The sequence below is a fragment of the Crenobacter luteus genome, from assembly GCF_004345725.1.
In the GTDB taxonomy this organism is placed as follows: domain Bacteria; phylum Pseudomonadota; class Gammaproteobacteria; order Burkholderiales; family Chromobacteriaceae; genus Crenobacter; species Crenobacter luteus.
The window spans coordinates 51,733-69,518 of the sequence record NZ_SLXG01000008.1; the positions used below are offsets into that span (position 1 = coordinate 51,733).

The window sequence follows — 17,786 nt, forward strand, 5'->3', positions numbered from 1 at the left end:
AACGGCGCCCCGCAGGGCGCCGTCGTGTTGCCGGGGTTGGCCGAGGCTTACACGTACTCGTCCATGCCCGGGCAGCTGCAGACCAGGTTGCGGTCGCCGTACACATCGTCGATGCGGTTCACGCTCGGCCAGAACTTGTTCTCCAGCACGTAGGAGAGCGGGAAGAAGGCCTCGTCGCGGCTGTACGGACGGTCCCACTCGCCGCCGATGTCGGCCTTGCTGTGCGGCGCGTTCTTCAGCGGGTTGTTGTCCGCCGGCCACACGCCGTCCTGCACCTTCTTCACTTCTTCGCGAATCGCGATCATCGCGGCGATGAAGCGGTCGAGCTCGGCCTTCGATTCGGACTCGGTCGGCTCGATCATCAGCGTGCCGGCGACCGGGAAGGACATCGTCGGCGCGTGGAAGCCGTAGTCCATCAGGCGCTTGGCGATGTCGACCTCGGTGATGCCCGACTCGGCCTTCAAGGGGCGCAGGTCGATGATGCACTCGTGCGCGACGCGACCGTTCTTGCCGGTGTAGAGTACCGGGTAGTGCTCGCCGAGCTTCTTGGCGACGTAGTTGGCGTTCAGGAGCGCGGCTTCGGTCGCCTCGCGCATGCCGTCGGCGCCCATCATCGCGATGTACATATACGAGATCGGCAGGATCGACGCCGAACCGAACGGCGCGGCCGACACCGCGCTCTGGCCGGCTTGCGCCCCCGGCACCTCGGCCACCACGTGGTTGGCCATGAACGGCGCCAGGTGGGCCTTCAGGCCGATCGGGCCCATGCCCGGACCGCCGCCGCCGTGCGGGATGCAGAAGGTCTTGTGCAGGTTCATGTGCGACACGTCGGCGCCGATGTCGGCCGGACGGGTCAGGCCGACCTGCGCGTTCAGGTTGGCGCCGTCCATGTAGACCTGGCCGCCGTGGCTGTGCACCAGTTCGCAGATCTCGCGCACCGCTTCCTCGAACACGCCGTGCGTCGACGGGTAGGTCAGCATCAGCGCGGCCAGGTCGTCGGCGTGCTCCTCGGTCTTGGCCTTGAGGTCCTCGACGTCGATGTTGCCGCTGGCGTCGCATTTCACCACCACGACCTTCATGCCCATCATCTGCGCGGTGGCCGGGTTGGTACCGTGCGCCGATTGCGGGATCAGGCACACGTCGCGGCGACCTTCGCCGCGCGCGGCGTGGTAGCGGCGGATCGCCAACAGACCGGCGTACTCGCCCTGCGCGCCCGAGTTCGGCTGCATCGAGATCGCGTCGAAGCCGGTGATCGCCTTCAGCTGCTCGGCCAGGCCGTCGATCATTTCCAGATAGCCGGCCACCTGGTCGCGCGGCGCGAACGGGTGGATCTCGGCGAATTCCGGCCAGGTGATCGGGATCATCTCGGCGGTCGCGTTCAGCTTCATCGTGCAGGAGCCGAGCGAGATCATCGAGTGGTTGAGCGCGAGGTCCTTGTTCTCGAGCTTCTTCAGGTAGCGCAGCATCTCGTGCTCGCTGTGGTGCGTGTTGAACACCGGGTGCGTCAGATAGGCGGTCTGGCGACGCAGCGAGTCGGGGATCGCGTCGGGCGTCTCGGCGTCGAGCGCGGCGACGTCGACGGCGCGGCCGGTGAACAGCTCGATCAGGCGCGACAGGTCATCGAGGCTCGCCGCCTCGTGGAAGGCGACGCCGAGGATGCTGCCGTCGACGCGACGCAGGTTGTAACCGGCGGCGAGCGCGTCGGCGTAGACCTTGTCGGCCTTGGCGCCCAGCTCGACCTGCACGGTGTCGAAGAAGCGGCCCGCCACCAGCTTGAAGCCGGCGGCCTTCACCGCGTGCGCGAACACGGCGGCGAGGCGGTGGATGCGGGTGGCGATGCGCTTGACGCCTGCCTGGCCGTGGTAGACGGCGTAGAAGCCGGCGATGTTGGCCAGCAGCACCTGCGAGGTGCAGATGTTCGAGTTGGCCTTTTCGCGGCGGATGTGCTGCTCGCGGGTCTGCAGCGCCATGCGCAGCGCCGGCTTGCCTTTCGCGTCGACCGACACGCCGATGATGCGGCCCGGCGCGGCGCGCTTCATGTCGTCGCGGAAGGCGAAGTAGGCGGCGTGCGGGCCGCCAAAGCCCATCGGCACGCCGAAGCGCTGCGTGTTGCCGAGCGCGACGTCGGCGCCCATCTCGCCCGGCGACTTCAGCAGCGCCAGCGCCATCAGGTCGGCGGCGACGACGGCGATGCCGCCCTTGGCCTTGACGGCGGCGATGTGCGGGGTCAGGTCGATCACCTCGCCGTTCTCGCCCGGGTACTGGAACAGCGCGCCGAAGTAGTCGCCGTTGCCGGCTTCTTCCGGGTGGCCCAGCACCAGCTCGAAGCCGAAGTATTCGGCACGGGTTTTCAGCACGTCGAGCGTCTGCGGCAGCACGCGCGCGTCGACGAAGAAGCGGTCGCCCTTCACCTTCGAGGCGCGGCGCGCCAGCGCCATACCCTCGGCGGCGGCGGTCGCCTCGTCGAGCAGCGACGCGTTCGCCAGCTCCAGGCCGGTGAAGTCGATCACCATCTGCTGGTAGTTGAGCAGCGCCTCGAGACGGCCCTGGGCGATCTCGGCCTGGTACGGCGTGTAGGCGGTGTACCAGCCCGGGTTCTCGAGCACGTTGCGCAGGATGACGGCCGGGGTCAGCGTCGGGTAGTAGCCGAGGCCGATGAAGGACTTGTTGACGACGTTCTTGTTGGCGACGGCCTTCAGCGCGGCCAGCGCCTCGGCTTCCGGCACGGCGTCCGGCAGCGCGAGCTTCTTGCCGAAGCGGATGTCGGCCGGGACGGTCTGCTCGACCAGGTCGGCCAGCGAGGCGACGCCGAGCTCGGCCAACATCGCGCGGGTATCGGCTTCGTCGATGCCGATGTGGCGGGCGACGAATTCGTTGCGGTTATACAGTTCGGAGAGCGACATGATTCTGTACCGTTTCTTGCGGGGACAAAAAGCCCTGCGCAAGGCAGGGCTGGTACGGCTGGATCAGGCGCCGATTTCCTGGGCGTAGGCGTCGGCGGACAGCAGGCCTTCGAGTTCGGCGGCGTTGGCCGGCTTGACCTTGAAGAACCAGGCCTCGCCGTACGGGTCGCTGTTGGCCAGCTCCGGGCTCGCCTCGAGCGCGGCGTTCACCTCGACCACTTCGCCGGCGATCGGTGCGTACACGTCGGAGGCGGCCTTGACCGACTCGACGACGCCGGCCTGCTCGCCTTCGGCGTAGGTCTTGCCGACCTGCGGCAGCTCGACGAACACGATGTCGCCCAGCAGTTCCTGGGCGTGGTCGGTGATGCCCACGGTCACGGTGCCGTCGGCTTCCAGGCGCAGCCATTCGTGGCTGGCTACGTATTTGAGTTCGGCCGGGATTTGGCTCATGAGTTGTTCTCCTGTCGATTCAATGTCGGTGTCCCACGCGGGTGCGGTCGTCGCCCAGCGTGGGGTAGTTTATTCGAATACGCGTTTGCCGTTGCGCACGAAGGGCAGTTTGACCACGCGCACGTCGACGAGCTGGCCGCGGATGTCGACTCGGGCGCTGTCGCCGGTGGTGGCCGGCACGCGCGCGATCGCGATCGAGCATTTCAGCGTCGGCGAGAAGGTGCCGCTGGTGGTCACGCCGTCGCCCGCCTCGGTCACGACCGTCATGCCTTCGCGCAGCACGCCGCGCCCTTCCAGCACCAGGCCGACCTGCTTCATCGCGACGCCGGCGGCTTTCTCGGCTTCCAACGCCTTGCGGCCGATAAAGTCGCGCTCCTCGGGCGCCCAGGCGACGGTCCAGCCCATGCCGGCGACGAGCGGCGACACGGTCTCGTCCATGTCGTGGCCGTACAGGTTCATGCCGGCCTCGAGGCGCAACGTGTCGCGCGCGCCCAGACCGCACGGCGCGACGCCCGCCCCGGCCAGGCTTTTCCAGAATGCCGGCGCTTGTTCGGCCGGCAGCATGATTTCGAGGCCGTCTTCGCCAGTGTAGCCGGTGCGCGCGACGAACCAGTCGCCGAACGGCAGCGCCGAAAACGGCTTGAGCGAGCGGACGCCGTCGGCCCAGTCGGCCGGCAGCACGGTGAGCGCCTTGGCGATCGCGTTCGGGCCCTGCACCGCGATCATCGCCAGCTCGTCGCGCACGGTAAGCCGCACGTCGCGGCCTTCGGACTGTTGCTGCATCCACGCGAGGTCCTTGTCGCGCGTGGCGGCGTTGACCACCATGCGGAAGCCCCAGGCGGTGCGGTAGGTGATCAGGTCGTCGATGACGCCGCCTTGCTCGTTGAGCATGGCCGAATAGAGCGCCTTGTTCGGCTCCTTCAGCTTGGCGACGTCGTTGGCGAGCAGATGGCGCAGCCACGATTCGGCGTCGGCGCCTTCGATGTCGAGCACGACCATGTGCGAGACGTCGAACATCCCGGCGTCAGTGCGTACCGCTTCGTGCTCCTTGAGCTGCGAGCCGTAGTGGATGGGCATGTCCCAGCCGGCGAAATCGACCATCTTGGCGGAGAATTCGCGGTGGGTGGCGTTGAGGGGAGTCGTTTGGATGGCGACGGTCATCGGGTGTCCTCGAGGTGTTCCAAACCTGAAAAACACACCCCTCTGTCCCGTCACCTGAGATTTTCCGGCGCGCCGCTCGAGCGAGCGTCGTCCGTTAGCCCCTTCGGTGGGCGCTCGAAGCGCCGCTCTCCAGAGTTGGCGGACCGTTGTGCCGGCCCGCTCATGCAGTCCTTTTGCCTGAGCGATTGCGGGTGCGCTTGCGCCTTCGGCGGCAGCGGGAGTCTGGGGAAGACCGCTGCTCTCTCCTGCATGATGCCGCGATTATCGGCGGCCGCCGCGCGGCTTGGCAAGGCAGAAAAGCCCGCAAGCCCGGCTTTCGAGGGTAAATCCTAGCGCGTTCAGGCGACGCTCACCGGGCCGGCGCCGACGCGCGCCAGATCCCAGTGCGCGCGCGCCCAGGTCCACAGCTCGGCCAACGTTTCGCACCCGGCGGGTGGCGCATGATTGAGGCGCGACAACGCCAGCCGTAGCTCGGCCGCCGCGGCGGCCGGATCGATCGCCGGCGCCAGCGTCTGCTTCGACAACTTCTCGCCGGCGGCGTTGACCATGAGCGGCAGGTGGCAGTAGGCCGGCGTCGGCACGGACAGCGCGCGCTGCAGCGCGATCTGGCGCGGCGTCGACACCAGCAGGTCGGCGCCGCGCACCACGTGGGTGATGCCCTGCAAGGCGTCGTCGACGACGACGGCCAGCTGGTAGGCCCAGAAGCCGTCGGCGCGCAAGAGCACGAAGTCGCCGACCTCGCGCGCGACGTCCTGCCTCACCTCGCCCTGCAAGGCATCGGCGAAGACGACCTCGCCGTCGGGCACCGCCAGCCGCCAGGCGCGCGCGGCGGCGCCCACGGGCAGGCCGTGGCGGCAGCTGCCGGGATAGACGTAGCCGTCGACGCCGCGCCGCGCATGCTCGGCCAACTGCTTGCGCGTGCACGCGCACGGATAGGCGTCGCCCGAGGCGACCAGCGCGTCGAGCGCGGCGCGATAGTGATGGTGGCGGCGGCTCTGGTATTCGACCTCGCCGTCCCACTCGAAGCCGAAGGCGTCGAGCGTCGCGAGGATGGCGTCGGCGGCGCCGGCCATCTCGCGCGGCGGGTCGAGGTCCTCGATGCGCAGCCGCCATTCGCCGCCGTGGCGGCGTGCCTCGAGATAGCTGCCGACCGCGGTGGTCAGCGAACCGGCGTGCAAGAGCCCGGTCGGGCTGGGCGCGAAGCGGCCGCGGTAGCCGTGGGCGGCGGCAGGCAGCTTGTCTAGACTGAAGATCATGCGGAAGCGATCGGACGGAAACGCCGGACGCTGGCGCGGCGACGATTCCGAATCACACGACGGGGAACGAGTACGATGGCCTACGTTGTAACCGAAGCGTGCATCAAGTGCAAATACACCGACTGCGTCGAGGTCTGCCCGGTGGACTGCTTCCACGAGGGGCCGAACTTCCTGGTGATCGACCCGGATGAGTGCATCGACTGCACGCTGTGCGTCGCCGAATGCCCGGCCGAAGCGATCTTCGCCGAGGAGGACGTGCCCGACGCGCAGCAGGCCTTCATCGCGCTGAACGCCGAGCTCGCCCGCGCCTGGCCGGTCATCGTCCACCGCAAGGACCCGCTGCCCGACCACGAGGACTGGCTGAAGGTGAAGGACAAGCTGCAGTACCTCGACAAGAACGGCTGAGTCCGCTCAGTCGACGAAGAGCTCGACCGCGCCGCCGTCGCCGGCCTGGTCGAGCGCGTTCCGGTAGCGCTCCTCCTCGGAAAAGACGGTCGACAGCCGCTCGGGCAAGAGCCGCTTGACCATCACCTTGCCGTTGCTGGTGAAGAAATACACCTTGCGCGCCGTGTCGCCCAGCAGGTCCTCGGCGGCGAGCGCGATGCCTTCGCAAGCGAGATAATCGCGCACGAAACGCGCGTTCATCTCGCCCACCGCCAGCCGCTCCATCCCGGCCAGCACCGCCCCAGCGCCGAACACCTTGGCCTCCAGCCGCGACCGTTCCGCCCCCAGCTTCAGCATGTCGTTGATCAAGAGCTCCATCGCGTGCACGCCGAAACGCGCCGAAACCCCATCGTCCGCGCCCGTCTCCCGGCGTCGCGGCAGCATGAAATGGTTCATGCCCGACACGCCGGCAGCCGGGTCGCGCAGGCAGACCGCGACGCAGGAGCCGAGCACCGTGACCAGCAGCGCCCCCGGCCGCACGGCGAGGTACTCGCCCGGCAGCAGCTTGATCGCCTGGCGCCGGAAGTGGCGCTCGTAGTAGTGGTGACCGCCCGCCATCATCCCTCCCCGCGGCACGGGCCGCGCAGGCGCTCGAGCAGCCGCGGCGCGATCCAGGCCAAGGGCAGCACCTCGTCGACGCCGCCGGCGGCCACCGCCTCCTTCGGCATGCCGTAGACGACGCACGTCGCCTCGTCCTGCGCGATGTTGTAGGCGCCGGCCTCCTTCAGGCAGCGCATGCCTTCTGCGCCGTCGCGCCCCATGCCGGTCAGGATCACGCCGAGCACCCTGCCCGCCGGCAGTTCGGACGCGGAGCGGAACAGCACGTCGACCGACGGGCGATGCCGGTTGACCGGTTCGCCCTTGTCGAGCGCCGCCGCCAGCCCGGACGGCAGCCGCCGTACCCGCAGGTGGGAATGGCCCGGCGCGATATAGACCGTACCGGGCCGCAAGGGCTCGCCGTCCTCGGCTTCCTTGACCGACAGCGCGCAGACGCCGTCGAGGCGCTGCGCGAAGCTGTGGGTGAAACCCTCGGGCATGTGCTGGACGACGAGGATGGGCGGCATCGCGGCCGGCAGCGCGCAGAGCAGCTCCCGGAGCGCCTCGGTGCCGCCGGTCGACGCGCCGATGCAGACCAGACGGTCCTGGCGGATCGCCCCGGGCTGCGCCGTCGGCGCGGCCGGACGCGGTGGCGCGAAGCGGCGTGGCTCGGCCAACCTCGCGGCCGCCACCGCGCGGATCTTGTCGCGGATCTCGTCGGCGTAGGCCTGCATCGCGTTCGCGATGTCGACCGTCGGCTTGGCGAGGAAGTCGACCGCGCCCAGCTCGAGCGCCTGGAAGGTGGTGTCCGAGCCCTTCTGCGTCAGCGACGAGATCATCAGCACCGGCGTCGGTTTGAGCCGCATCAGCCGGCGCAGGAATTCGAGCCCGTCCATGCGCGGCATCTCGACGTCGAGCGTCACCACGTCGGGGTTGGTCTCGCGGATACGCTCGCGCGCGATCAGCGGGTCGGCGGCGGTCGCGACGACCTTCATGTCGGGCGCCGCGTCGATGATCGCGGTCAGCAGGCTGCGGATCAGCGCCGAATCGTCGACCACCACGACACGAATCAATTGGACCATGGCTCCCTCAATTTCCGGACCGCGCGGCCAGGCGGTAGGTCGTGCGCCCCACCGGCACGAAGGCCTGCGTCAGATGCTGGATGTTTTCCGAATGGCCGAGAAACAGCAGGCCGTCCGGCGCCAGATGCGCCGCCAGGCGCGCGAGGATGGCGGCCTGCGTCGGCTTGTCGAAGTAGATCATCACGTTGCGGCAGAAGATCGCGTCGAAGCGGCCGAGCGCCGGCCAGTCGGCCGCCACCAGATTGATCGGGAAGCAATGCACCCGCGCCGCCAGTTCGGGCTTGACGCGGACCAGCCCCTGCTGGCGGCCGACGCCCTTGAGAAAAAAGCGCTGGCGCCTGGCGGGCGGCAGGGCGTCGATGCGTTCTAGCGGGTAGACGCCGCGCGCCGCCGTCTCGAGCATCTGGGTGTCGATGTCGGACGCCCAGACCTCGGCGCGCACCGCCGGGTCGAGCTCGGCCAGCACCATCGCCGCCGAATAGGCCTCCTCGCCGCTCGAGGTCGCCGCGCTCCATACCCGGTAGGACGCGTCGGCATGCGCGCCACGGCGCGCATGCTCGGCCAACATCTCGAAGTGATGCGGCTCGCGGAAAAAGGCGGTCAGGTTGGTGGTCAGCGCGTTGACGAAGCACTGCCACTCCGGACTCTGCGGCGCGGCGACAAGGCGGTCGAGGTAGTCGTCGAAGCGCGTCAGCGCCAGCGCACGCAGCCGCTTGGCCAACCGCGCGTACACCATGTGGTTCTTCGCTTCGGTGAGGACGATGCCCGCGTGCTGGTAGGCCAGTTCGCGCACGCGACGGAAATCCGCTTGCGTGAAGCGGAGGTCGCGCCCGAGCGCGGCGGCGTCGCCCGCCATCACGCCGCGCCCCCGGTCAGAACTCCTCCCATTCGCCCTCGACCTGGCCGTGGCCATTCAGGCCGCCGAGCACCGCGGGCAGGGGCGCCTGCGGCCGTGCCGGCCCCTGCCCCAGCACGCCGGCGCGTACCGCGCCCCTGTCCGGAGCGGACTTGGCTTCGGCGACGCGCCGGACCGCGACCGTGCTCGCCGACGCGCGCCGTCCCTCGTCGAGCCGGAAGATCTCGACCGCGTTGACGAGGTTGCGCGCCTGCTCCTCGAGCGACGCGGCGGCGGCGGCGGCCTGCTCGACCAGCGCGGCGTTCTTCTGCGTGTTCTCGTCCATCTGGCTGACGGTCAGGTTGACCTGCTCGATGCCGGCGCTCTGCTCGACCGACGCGGCCGAGATCTCGCTCATGATGTCGGTGACGCGGCGGATCGAGCCGACGATCTCGGCCATCGTGCGGCCGGCGTCGTCGACCAGCCGGGTGCCCGACTCGACCTTCTCGACCGAGTCGCCGATCAGCGACTTGATCTCCTTGGCCGCCGCCGCCGAGCGCTGCGCGAGGTTGCGCACCTCGCTGGCGACCACCGCGAAACCGCGGCCCTGCTCGCCGGCGCGCGCCGCCTCGACCGCCGCGTTCAGCGCGAGGATGTTGGTCTGGAAGGCGATGCCGTCGATCACGCTGATGATGTCGACGATCTTTTTCGCGCTCTCGTTGATCTCGTTCATGGTCGACACCACCTCGCCGACCACCTCGCCGCCGCGGCTGGCGATGTCGGACGCGCCGATCGCCAGCTGGTTGGCCTTCTTCGCGTTCTCGGCGTTCTGCTTCACCGTACCGGTGATCTCCTCCATGCTCGACGCGGTTTCCTCGAGGCTGGCGGCCTGCTGCTCGGTGCGGCTCGACAGGTTGGCGTTGCCCGAGGCGATCTCGCGCGCGGCGGTGTTGATCGCGTCGGTCGACTCTTTGATGTGGCCGACGATGTCGCGCAGCCGCTCGACGGTGGCGTTGGTGTCCTGCTTGAGTTGGCCGAACATGCCCTCGTAGTCGTTGGTGATGGTGCGCGTCAGATCGCCCTGCGCGAGGCAGCCGAGCACGCGCGCGACGTCGTCGAGGCCGCGGCTGGTCACGTCCAGCAGCTGGTTGATGCCCTGGCCGAGCTGCTTGAAGAAGCCCTCCATCTCGTCGGCCGGCAGGCGCTTGGCGAAGTCGCCGGTGGCGGCGGCGCGTACGATCTCGGCGACCTCGCGCTCGACGCGCAGCTCGGCGGTGCGGTCCTGCCACTCGACGACGGTGCCGAGCACCTTGCCGCTGCGGCCGAACACCGGCACCAGCGTCAGCATGAAGGTGCGACCGCCGATCTTGATCGTCGCGCGGTGCAACTGGCGCAAACCGTCGAGCAGCCGGCGCTGGTGGCCGGGGTTCTTGTGGAAAACGTCGATGCTGTTGCCGACCACCTGGCGCGCCGAGAATTGCGGCAAGTCCTTGCGGATGTCCGACTCGGCCTCGGCCAACATCGCCAGCACCGCCTGGTTGGCGTAGACGATGTTGGCGTGCTCGTCGGCGATCATCACGTTGGTGCCCGACGCATCGAGCGCGTTGCGCACGCGGATGTTCTCGACGGCGCGCTGCGCCGCCTGGTTCATGTGCGCGAACAGGCTGGTGCTGTCGCCGTCGCGGACCTTCAGCTCGGTCGACACTTCGCCCTCGGCCAGCTCGCGCATCAGGCGGGCCGCATCGGCAGGCTCGCCGCCCAGCTCGCGCAGCAGGCTGCGCGCGATCAGCCAGGCCGCGACGCCGGCGACCAGCACCGCGCCGATCAACAGGCCGATCAACAAGCGGATGCCGGCGGCGGCGTTCGCCACCTCGTCGGCGGCCTTGCTCCTGGCGAGCGCCTCCTCGTGGGCGATCAGGGCGTTGGTCGCGTCCATATAGGCCGACTGCGCGGTGCGCAAGGTCTGGAACAGGAAGGCGCGCGCGGCGTCCCGCTGGCCCGCCGCCAGATACTGGCGGAACTGGGCGACCTGCCGGCGGAAGTCCTTGCCGATGTCGGCGACCTGGCTCTGCAGCGCCGTGCCCTTGGCGTCGGCGGCGATGCCGCCGAGCGCCAGCATCGCCGCGTCGATGCCGCGCTCGGCGGCGTCGATCTGCTGCAGCTGGCCGGCGACGACCGTCGCATCGTCGGTCAACAGCGCGGTGCGCACCGAGCGCGCGGTCTCGTTGATGCCGTCGATCACCTTGTTGGCCGACGACGCGCGCGGAATGCGCTGCTGCGCGACCTCCTCGAGCCCGTCCTGCAGCGTGCGGATCTGGAAAATGGCGATGAGGACCGCCGCCACCATCAGCGCACCCACCAGGCCGAAGCCGAGTATCAGGCGGTGCTTGACCTTCATGTTTGCCATCTTGGAGCCCTCCCCCCTTGTAAAGAAGCGCTACGCCGCGACGCCGGCGTCGATCAGCGCCATGTCGTCGCTGCGCATCAGTTTTTCGATGTCGATCACGATCACCATCCGCTCGGCCAGCGTGCCCAGGCCGAGGATGTAGGTGGTGTCGACCGCCGCGCCCAGGTCGGGCGCCGGACGGATCGCGTCGTCGCCCAGCCTCACCACGTCCGAGACGCCGTCGACCACCACGCCGACGGTGCGGTCGAAGATGTTGAGGATGATCACCACGGTGAACGGGCTGTAGCCGACGTCGCCGAGCTTGAACTTCAGCCGCAGATCGACGATGGGCACGATATGGCCGCGCAGGTTGATCACGCCCTTGATGAAGTCCGGCGCGCCGGCGATGCGGGTGACCGCGTCGTAGCCGCGGATCTCCTGCACCTTGAGGATGTCGATGCCGTACTCCTCCTGCCCGAGCGCGAACACCAAAAGCTCGCGCGTGCCGTCGGCGCCGGACGGCTGCTGGGTATCGGTCAGTGCCATGTTTTCTCCCTGGTTCTTGTCAGGCCGTAAGCGACGCGGCTTGCGCGCCCTCGCGCAGGCCGCTGCGCACGATCGCCGCCACGTCGAGGATCAGCGCCACCTGGCCATCGCCGAGAATGGTCGCGCCGGACAGCCCGCCCACCTTGCGGTAATTGGTTTCCAGATTCTTCACGACGAACTGCTGCTGGCCGACCAACTCGTCGACCAGCACGGCGGCACGGATGCCCTCGCTCTCGACGATGATCAGGATGCCCTCCGAGGGCTCGCTCATCGCGCCGTCGATATCGCCGAAGAAGCCCGACAGCGTGACGATGGGCACGTAGTCGCCGCGCATGTTGACCACGCGGCCGCGGCCGGCGACGCTGCGCACGTCGGCCGCGGCCGGCTGCAGCGACTCGAGCACGAAGCCCAGCGGCAGCACAAAGGTGTCGCGGCCGACGCGCACCGACATGCCGTCGAGAATCGCCAGCGTCAAGGGCAGCCGGATGCGCATCGTCGTGCCGTAGTCGGGCAGCGAATCGATCTCGATGCGCCCGCCCATCGCGTGAATGTTCTTCCTGACCACGTCCATGCCGACGCCGCGCCCGGATACGTCGGTCACCTCGGCGGCGGTCGAGAAGCCGGCCTCGAAGATCAGGCTCCACACCTCGGCGTCGCTCATGCTGTCGCTGACCGTCATGCCGCGCTCGCGCGCCTTGGCGAGGATGCGCTCGCGGTCGAGCCCGGCGCCGTCGTCGTTGACCTCGATGACGATGCTGCCGCCCTGGTGGAAGGCCCTGAGCGTCAAGCGGCCGACCGGCGCCTTGCCCTTGGCGCGCCGCACCTCGGGCGGCTCGATGCCGTGGTCGAGACTGTTGCGCACCAGATGGGTCAGCGGGTCGGACAGCTTCTCGACGAAGCCCTTGTCGAGCTCGGTGTGCTCGCCGACCATCTTCAGCTCGACCTCCTTGTCGAGCTTGGCGGCCAAGTCGCGCACCACGCGCGGGAAACGGTTGAAGACCGAAGCGACCGGCGTCATGCGGATCGACATCACCGCCTCCTGCAGCTCGCGCGAATTGCGCTCGAGCTGGGCGATGCCGTTGAGCAGGCGCTCGTGCAGCACCGGGTCGAGCTCGCTGCCGTACTGCTGCAGCATCGACTGGGTAATCACCAGCTCGCCGACCAGGTTGAGCAGGGTGTCGACCTTCTCGGTGCTGACCCGCAGCGAGTTTTCGACGGCGGCGGCCGGCGCGGCGCGTTCGCGGCCGCCCGGCGAGACGGACGCGGGCGCCGCCGACGGCGCGGGCCCCGGCACGGCGGCCGCGTCGGGCGGGCTGCTCTCGGCCGGCAACGGCGCGAACAGGCCAAAGCCGTCCTCCTCGTACCCGGCGGACGCCGGCGGCGCGGTCGGGGCGGGCAAGGGCGCGAACAGGCCGAAACCCTCGTCCTCGCTTGCGACGGTCGCGGCGGGCTCGCCCGCCGGCGCGGACAGGAACAGGCCGAAGCCGTCGTCCTCCTCGACTCGACCGTCCAGGACCCGGTAGAGGCCGGGTGCGACCGCGAACGCGAGGGTCTCGGCGAGCTCGGTCTCGGCCAACTCCGACGTGAACACCAGCAGCCACGGCGCATCCGCCGAACCTTCCCGGGCCAGCGACACCGTGCCCAGCCGGCCAAGCTTGTCCAGCAGGGCCGGCATGTCGACGGCGGCTGTCGCGTCGATTTCGACATACAGGGTGTGGAGGACGCCCGGCTCGTCGCAAGACGGCGGCCGCGCGGTGTGCGCGACGAAAGGGTCGGCCTCGACGGCGGCCGGCGCCACCGCGTCGCCGCGGCTGAGCGCGCTCAGCCGCGAACGCAGGTCGGCGACCCAGGCCGCTTCGGCCTCGGGGCCGCCGCGGTGCGCCGTCAGCAGCGTCTTGAGCGCGTCCTTGCTCTCGAGGCAGACGTCGACCATCGCGGCGGTCAGCGCCAGTTCGCCACGGCGGACGCGGTCGAGCAGGTTCTCCATCACATGGGTAAAGTCGGCCAGGTCGGCAAAGCCGAAGGTGGCCGCGCCGCCCTTGATCGAATGCGCGGCGCGAAAGATCGCGTTCAGATCCTCGGCGTCGGGAGCGGCCAGGTCGACCGCCAGCAGCAAGGACTCCATCGCGGCCAGGTGCTCTTCGGCCTCGTCGAAGAACACCTGGTGGAACTGCGACATGTCTATCAAGATCGTCCCCCTCGATCGCGCGCGCTCAGCCGACCAGCCGCTTGACGACGTCGACCAGCTTTTGCGGGTCGAAGGGCTTGACCAGCCAGCCGGTCGCGCCGGCCGCGCGGCCGAGCGCCTTCATCTCGTCGCTCGACTCAGTGGTCAGCATCAGGATGGGCGTGGCGCCGTAGGCGGGCAGCCGGCGTAGCGACTTGATCAGCGTCAGTCCGTCCATGCCCGGCATGTTCTGGTCGGTCAGCACCAGGTCGACCGGGCCGGTCTGCGCACGGGCGAGCCCGGCGTTGCCGTCCGGCGCCTCGATGACTTCGTAACCGGCGCCCTTGAGCGTGAACGACACCATCTGGCGGATCGACGCGGAATCGTCGACGGTAAGAATCTTCTTGGCCATTTCCCTGCCCCCTGTTCAAAACAGCTCGACGCTGCCGCTGTCCATCGCGTGCTGACGGACCGGATTGTGTTCCAGTTGCCGGCGGCGCTCGGCCAGGCCGGCCGCGGACGCCCCCTCCTCGCGCATCGCCTGCGCGACGCCGTCGAGCCGCGACGCCACGTGGGCGAGCGACTGGCTCACCATGTCCTGGAACTGCAGCGCGCGGACCGCGTCGCCGATGTGGTGCGCCAGCTGGCCGACGCCGCCGTGCAAGGTCGACACCGACTCGCCGATGCGGGCATTCAATTCGACGATATGGCCGGACGTCTCGTCCAGACGGTCGCGCGCCTGACGGGTGAAGATCAGGTCCTGCGAGGCCAACTGGTCCAGCAGGCCGCCCGCCTCGCCGACCGCGGTCTCGATCGCGCCGACCAGCGAGCGGATCTGCTGGTTGAAGGCGTCGGTGCGCGACGAGAGCTTGCGCACCTCGTCGGCGACGACGGCGAAGCCGCGGCCGGCCTCGCCGGCGCGCGCCGCCTCGATCGCCGCGTTCAGCGCGAGCATATTGGTTTGCGCGGTGATCGCCTGGATGTCGTCGAGCACGCGCATCGCCGACGCGATCGTTTGGCCGACCGTTTCCATGCGCCCGACCAGTTGCGCGGCGAGCTGGCTGTTCTCCTCGGTCCTGGCGACGAAGCCGCCCAGCGTCTGCTGCACCTCGGCGACGAAGTCCTCGAAGCTCAGGCTACCGGCCGTCTCGCCCTCGCCGCCGTGCGCCAGCGACTCGGCCAGCTCGAGCTGCCGCAGCGTTTCCTGGTGCAGGCCGTTGAAGCTCGCCAGGAGGCCGCCGATCGCCTCGTCGATCAGCCCCCGGACGCGCTCGACCTCGCCGTGGGCCAGCGACGCCTGTTCGGCGGCGAAGTCGCGGTACGGCGCCGCCTCGACCGACGCGACCGACGCCGTCGTCGTCGCGCCCTGCTGCGGCGCGTCGGCGCGGCGCCGGTGCGCGGCGACCAGCAGGGCGGCGGCGCCGGCGGCGCCGACGGCCCAGGCCGGCAGACCGACCCACCCCGCCCCGGCCACCAACGGCGCCAGCGTCAGGGGAACAAGACGGCAAGACGAGAACCATGCGCGCTTTGTCATATCGTGCCAAGCCTTTTTAATTATTTTGAATTTGATTTTGTATAGGCGGCGGCTTGCCGTCACGGCAAGCCGTTTGCGGCGCCGTCACGCCATATTAATCGAAATGACATAACACCGGTCGCAAGCCGCGAAGATAAAACGCGCAACCGTCGGGCGGCGTCGCGACGACGCAAACCGCCCGGCTCAGTCCGGGCGGCAGGCCGGCAGGCAAAGCGCGAAGCGGGCACCGCCCTCGTCCCGGTTCGCGCAGCTCACCCGGCCGCCCAGCTCCTCGGCCAACCTTTTGACGATGGCGAGCCCCAGGCCGGTGCCGCCCGAGCGGGTGGTGAAGAAGGGTTCGAAGATATGCTCGATCGCGTCCGCCGCGATGCCCGGGCCGTCGTCCTCGATCGTGCAGCACAGCGCGTCGCCGTCGCGTTCGAGCACGAAGCGCACCCGGCCGCCCGGCGGGCAGAAATACAGCGCGTTCTCGAGCAGGTTGAGCAGGCCGCTCGCGAGCGCCTTGCGGTCGCCGAGCACCGCGTCGCCGGGCGCCGCCGCACAACGCGTCTCGAGCGCCACCCCCTTGCCGCGGCATTGCGGCTCGATCACCTGCACGACCTCGTCGAACAGCGCCGCCACCGGCAGCCGCTCGCGCTCGACGGCGTGACCGCGCACGAAGCCGAGCATGTTCTGGATCAAACCCTCGAGCGCCCGCATCCGCGACAATGACTTGTCGACGAAACGCTCGCGCTCCTCGTGCGTCAGCCCGTCGCGCTTGAGGTTGGCGGTGTAGAGCATCGCGGTCGCCAGCGGCGTGCGCAGCTGGTGGGCGAGGCTGGCGGCCATGCCGCCCATCGCGGCGAGCTTCTGCTGCCGCCCCAGCTCGGTCGTCAGTTCGTACTGGCGCGTCATGTCGTGGATCAGCACGATCGAGCCGCCCTGCGCCGGCAATTCCTGCGTCTGCAGCGTCAGCCGGCACGGGCGCGCCAGCGTGTCGCAGGTGTAGATTTCGTCGACGTCGGTCGGCCGGAAGTGCGCGGCGACCTCGCGCCAGGGTTGGCCGAGCACCGCGGAGCCGAGCCAGACTTCCGCCGCCGGGTTCAGATGGGTAATCTCTCCCTCCGGCGACACCTCGACCACGCCGGCCGGCAGCGCGGCGAGCAGCAGACCGAGCCGCTCGGCCAGCGCGGCGTTGCGTTCTAGCTGCAGTCGCAACTGGCGGTTGCTTTCCTCGAGCTGGGCGTTGAGCTGCACGACCTGCACCTCGAGCTGCCGGTAGGCCGTGATCAATTCGCCGGAAATCGCGTTGAACTGCTCGAAGGCCGCCTCGAGTCGGGAGCGGTCGTCGGCGTCGTCGGGTTGTGTGCTCATTGCGTTGTAATTTGTAAAAAATTATTAATCGGTATGATAATTACAAACCGGACCGAAGGAAGTCCTTCCTTGGCGTGGAATCCGTACAATTGGGGCACGCCGGGCAGACCGGTTTGAGGCGTATTGCATAGCAGTGCGTCGCGTTCAACAGCGGAGGCTTCAGTGTCAGAGCTACTCAAGAAAATCGACGCCCGCACCAAACTGGCTGGCACGAACAAGTTGGAGATCCTGCTTTTCTCCCTCGGCATGGATCACCGCACCGGGCGCAAGGAAACCTTCGGCATCAACGTCTTCAAGGTGCGCGAGGTGATGCGCACGCCGGAAATCACCTCGGCGCCGGAAATGCCGTCGTCGGTCGAGGGCATGGTCAGCCTGCGCGGCTCGCTGGTACCGGTGATCGACCTGGCCAAGTACACCGGCCTCGTCACCGAGAACAAGCCGGAAATCATGATCGTGACCGAGTACAACGGCCACACCCAGGGCTTTCTGGTCGAGGCGGTCGACACCATCCTGCGGCTGGACTGGTCGGCGATGCGCGTGCCGCCGGAAATGATCACCAGCCGTATGGGCGGCCTGGTGACCGCGGTCACCGAGCTCGACAAGGGCACGCTGGTGATGATGATGGACGTCGAGAAGGTGCTGGCCGAGACCACGCTGATCGACGACGAGCATATCTTCATGAGCATCGAGCCGGTCAAGGAAGAGCGCATGGTGTTCTACGCCGACGACTCGGTGGTCGCGCGCAAGCAGATCGAGCGCACCCTCAGCGCGATGGGCGTCCGTTCCGCGGCGGCGATCAACGGCAACCGCGCCTGGGAAGAGCTGCAAAGACTCGCGACGCAGGCCGAGATGAGCGGCCGCAAGCTGAGCGACATGCTGCACCTGGTGCTGACCGACGTCGAGATGCCCGAGATGGACGGCTACATGCTGACCAAGATGATCAAGTCCGACCCGCGCTTTGCCGGCATCCCGGTGCTGATGCATTCGTCGCTGTCGGGCCAGTCGAACCAGAAGCTGGGCGAGTCGGTCGGGGTGGACGCCTACGTGTCCAAGTTCGAACCGCACAAGCTGTCGATGAAAATCCGCGAAATGCTCTCGATCTGAGCGCACCGACCCAACGCCTGAGGACCCG

At 68.8% G+C, this 17,786-nt stretch carries 15 protein-coding genes and 2 riboswitches; of the genes, 2 read left to right on the forward strand and 13 right to left on the reverse strand.

The window, feature by feature from the left end; genetic code table 11:
* Window positions 1–47: 47 nt before the first annotated feature.
* From gcvP to gluQRS, 4 genes are all read right to left on the reverse strand, one after another.
* A complete protein-coding gene (gene gcvP / locus EV683_RS06675) occupies window positions 48–2,903 on the reverse strand; it encodes an aminomethyl-transferring glycine dehydrogenase (protein WP_131862266.1) in 2,856 nt (951 codons plus the stop codon).
* Between the two features lie 63 nt (window positions 2,904–2,966).
* Window positions 2,967–3,353, reverse strand: a complete 387-nt coding sequence (gcvH, locus tag EV683_RS06680) for a glycine cleavage system protein GcvH (protein ID WP_066611574.1) — start codon at window positions 3,351–3,353, stop codon at window positions 2,967–2,969.
* Between the two features lie 69 nt (window positions 3,354–3,422).
* Window positions 3,423–4,514 carry a glycine cleavage system aminomethyltransferase GcvT gene (gene gcvT / locus EV683_RS06685; RefSeq protein WP_131862267.1) on the reverse strand — a complete coding sequence of 364 codons (1,092 nt, stop codon included), beginning with the start codon at window positions 4,512–4,514 and terminating at the stop codon, window positions 3,423–3,425.
* Window positions 4,515–4,546: 32 nt separating this feature from the next.
* Window positions 4,547–4,657: riboswitch (glycine riboswitch) on the reverse strand.
* Window positions 4,658–4,669: 12 nt separating this feature from the next.
* Window positions 4,670–4,772, reverse strand: a riboswitch (glycine riboswitch).
* Between the two features lie 80 nt (window positions 4,773–4,852).
* On the reverse strand, window positions 4,853–5,770 hold the full coding sequence (gluQRS, locus tag EV683_RS06690; RefSeq protein WP_131862268.1) for a tRNA glutamyl-Q(34) synthetase GluQRS: 918 nt from the start codon (window positions 5,768–5,770) through the stop codon (window positions 4,853–4,855).
* Window positions 5,771–5,845: 75 nt separating this feature from the next.
* On the opposite strand from gluQRS, the gene fdxA reads away from it, so the two are divergent.
* Window positions 5,846–6,175: a ferredoxin FdxA gene (gene fdxA, locus EV683_RS06695; RefSeq protein WP_066611580.1), complete on the forward strand. Its 330-nt coding sequence runs from the start codon at window positions 5,846–5,848 to the stop codon at window positions 6,173–6,175.
* Between the two features lie 6 nt (window positions 6,176–6,181).
* On the opposite strand, the gene cheD is transcribed toward fdxA, so the two are convergent.
* From cheD to EV683_RS06740, 9 genes are all read right to left on the reverse strand, one after another.
* Window positions 6,182–6,772: a chemoreceptor glutamine deamidase CheD gene (gene cheD, locus EV683_RS06700; protein ID WP_231879849.1), complete on the reverse strand. Its 591-nt coding sequence runs from the start codon at window positions 6,770–6,772 to the stop codon at window positions 6,182–6,184.
* On the reverse strand, window positions 6,772–7,833 hold the full coding sequence (locus tag EV683_RS06705) for a protein-glutamate methylesterase/protein-glutamine glutaminase (protein ID WP_131862269.1): 1,062 nt from the start codon (window positions 7,831–7,833) through the stop codon (window positions 6,772–6,774). Before EV683_RS06705 ends, cheD begins: the two co-directional genes overlap by 1 nt.
* A 7-nt stretch (window positions 7,834–7,840) precedes the next feature.
* Complete coding sequence (locus EV683_RS06710; protein WP_207910414.1) at window positions 7,841–8,689, reverse strand: CheR family methyltransferase; 849 nt, start codon at window positions 8,687–8,689, stop codon at window positions 7,841–7,843.
* A gap of 16 nt (window positions 8,690–8,705) precedes the next feature.
* Window positions 8,706–11,075 carry a methyl-accepting chemotaxis protein gene (locus EV683_RS14750; protein WP_207910415.1) on the reverse strand — a complete coding sequence of 790 codons (2,370 nt, stop codon included), beginning with the start codon at window positions 11,073–11,075 and terminating at the stop codon, window positions 8,706–8,708.
* Between the two features lie 30 nt (window positions 11,076–11,105).
* On the reverse strand, window positions 11,106–11,600 hold the full coding sequence (locus EV683_RS06720; RefSeq protein ID WP_066611587.1) for a chemotaxis protein CheW: 495 nt from the start codon (window positions 11,598–11,600) through the stop codon (window positions 11,106–11,108).
* A gap of 19 nt (window positions 11,601–11,619) precedes the next feature.
* The gene (locus EV683_RS06725) at window positions 11,620–13,779 is read right to left on the reverse strand and encodes a chemotaxis protein CheW (protein WP_243694734.1); all 2,160 of its coding nucleotides are present in this window, start codon (window positions 13,777–13,779) and stop codon (window positions 11,620–11,622) included.
* Between the two features lie 34 nt (window positions 13,780–13,813).
* Window positions 13,814–14,179, reverse strand: a complete 366-nt coding sequence (locus EV683_RS06730) for a response regulator (RefSeq protein ID WP_066611591.1) — start codon at window positions 14,177–14,179, stop codon at window positions 13,814–13,816.
* A gap of 15 nt (window positions 14,180–14,194) precedes the next feature.
* Window positions 14,195–15,301, reverse strand: a complete 1,107-nt coding sequence (locus EV683_RS14580) for a methyl-accepting chemotaxis protein (protein WP_131862272.1) — start codon at window positions 15,299–15,301, stop codon at window positions 14,195–14,197.
* A 183-nt stretch (window positions 15,302–15,484) separates the two neighbouring features.
* Complete coding sequence (locus tag EV683_RS06740; RefSeq protein ID WP_066611595.1) at window positions 15,485–16,654, reverse strand: sensor histidine kinase; 1,170 nt, start codon at window positions 16,652–16,654, stop codon at window positions 15,485–15,487.
* A 162-nt stretch (window positions 16,655–16,816) separates the two neighbouring features.
* Here EV683_RS06740 and EV683_RS06745 point away from each other — a divergent pair, with 162 nt between their 5' ends.
* Window positions 16,817–17,758, forward strand: a complete 942-nt coding sequence (locus EV683_RS06745; RefSeq protein WP_066611597.1) for a chemotaxis protein — start codon at window positions 16,817–16,819, stop codon at window positions 17,756–17,758.
* Window positions 17,759–17,786 lie beyond the last annotated feature (28 nt).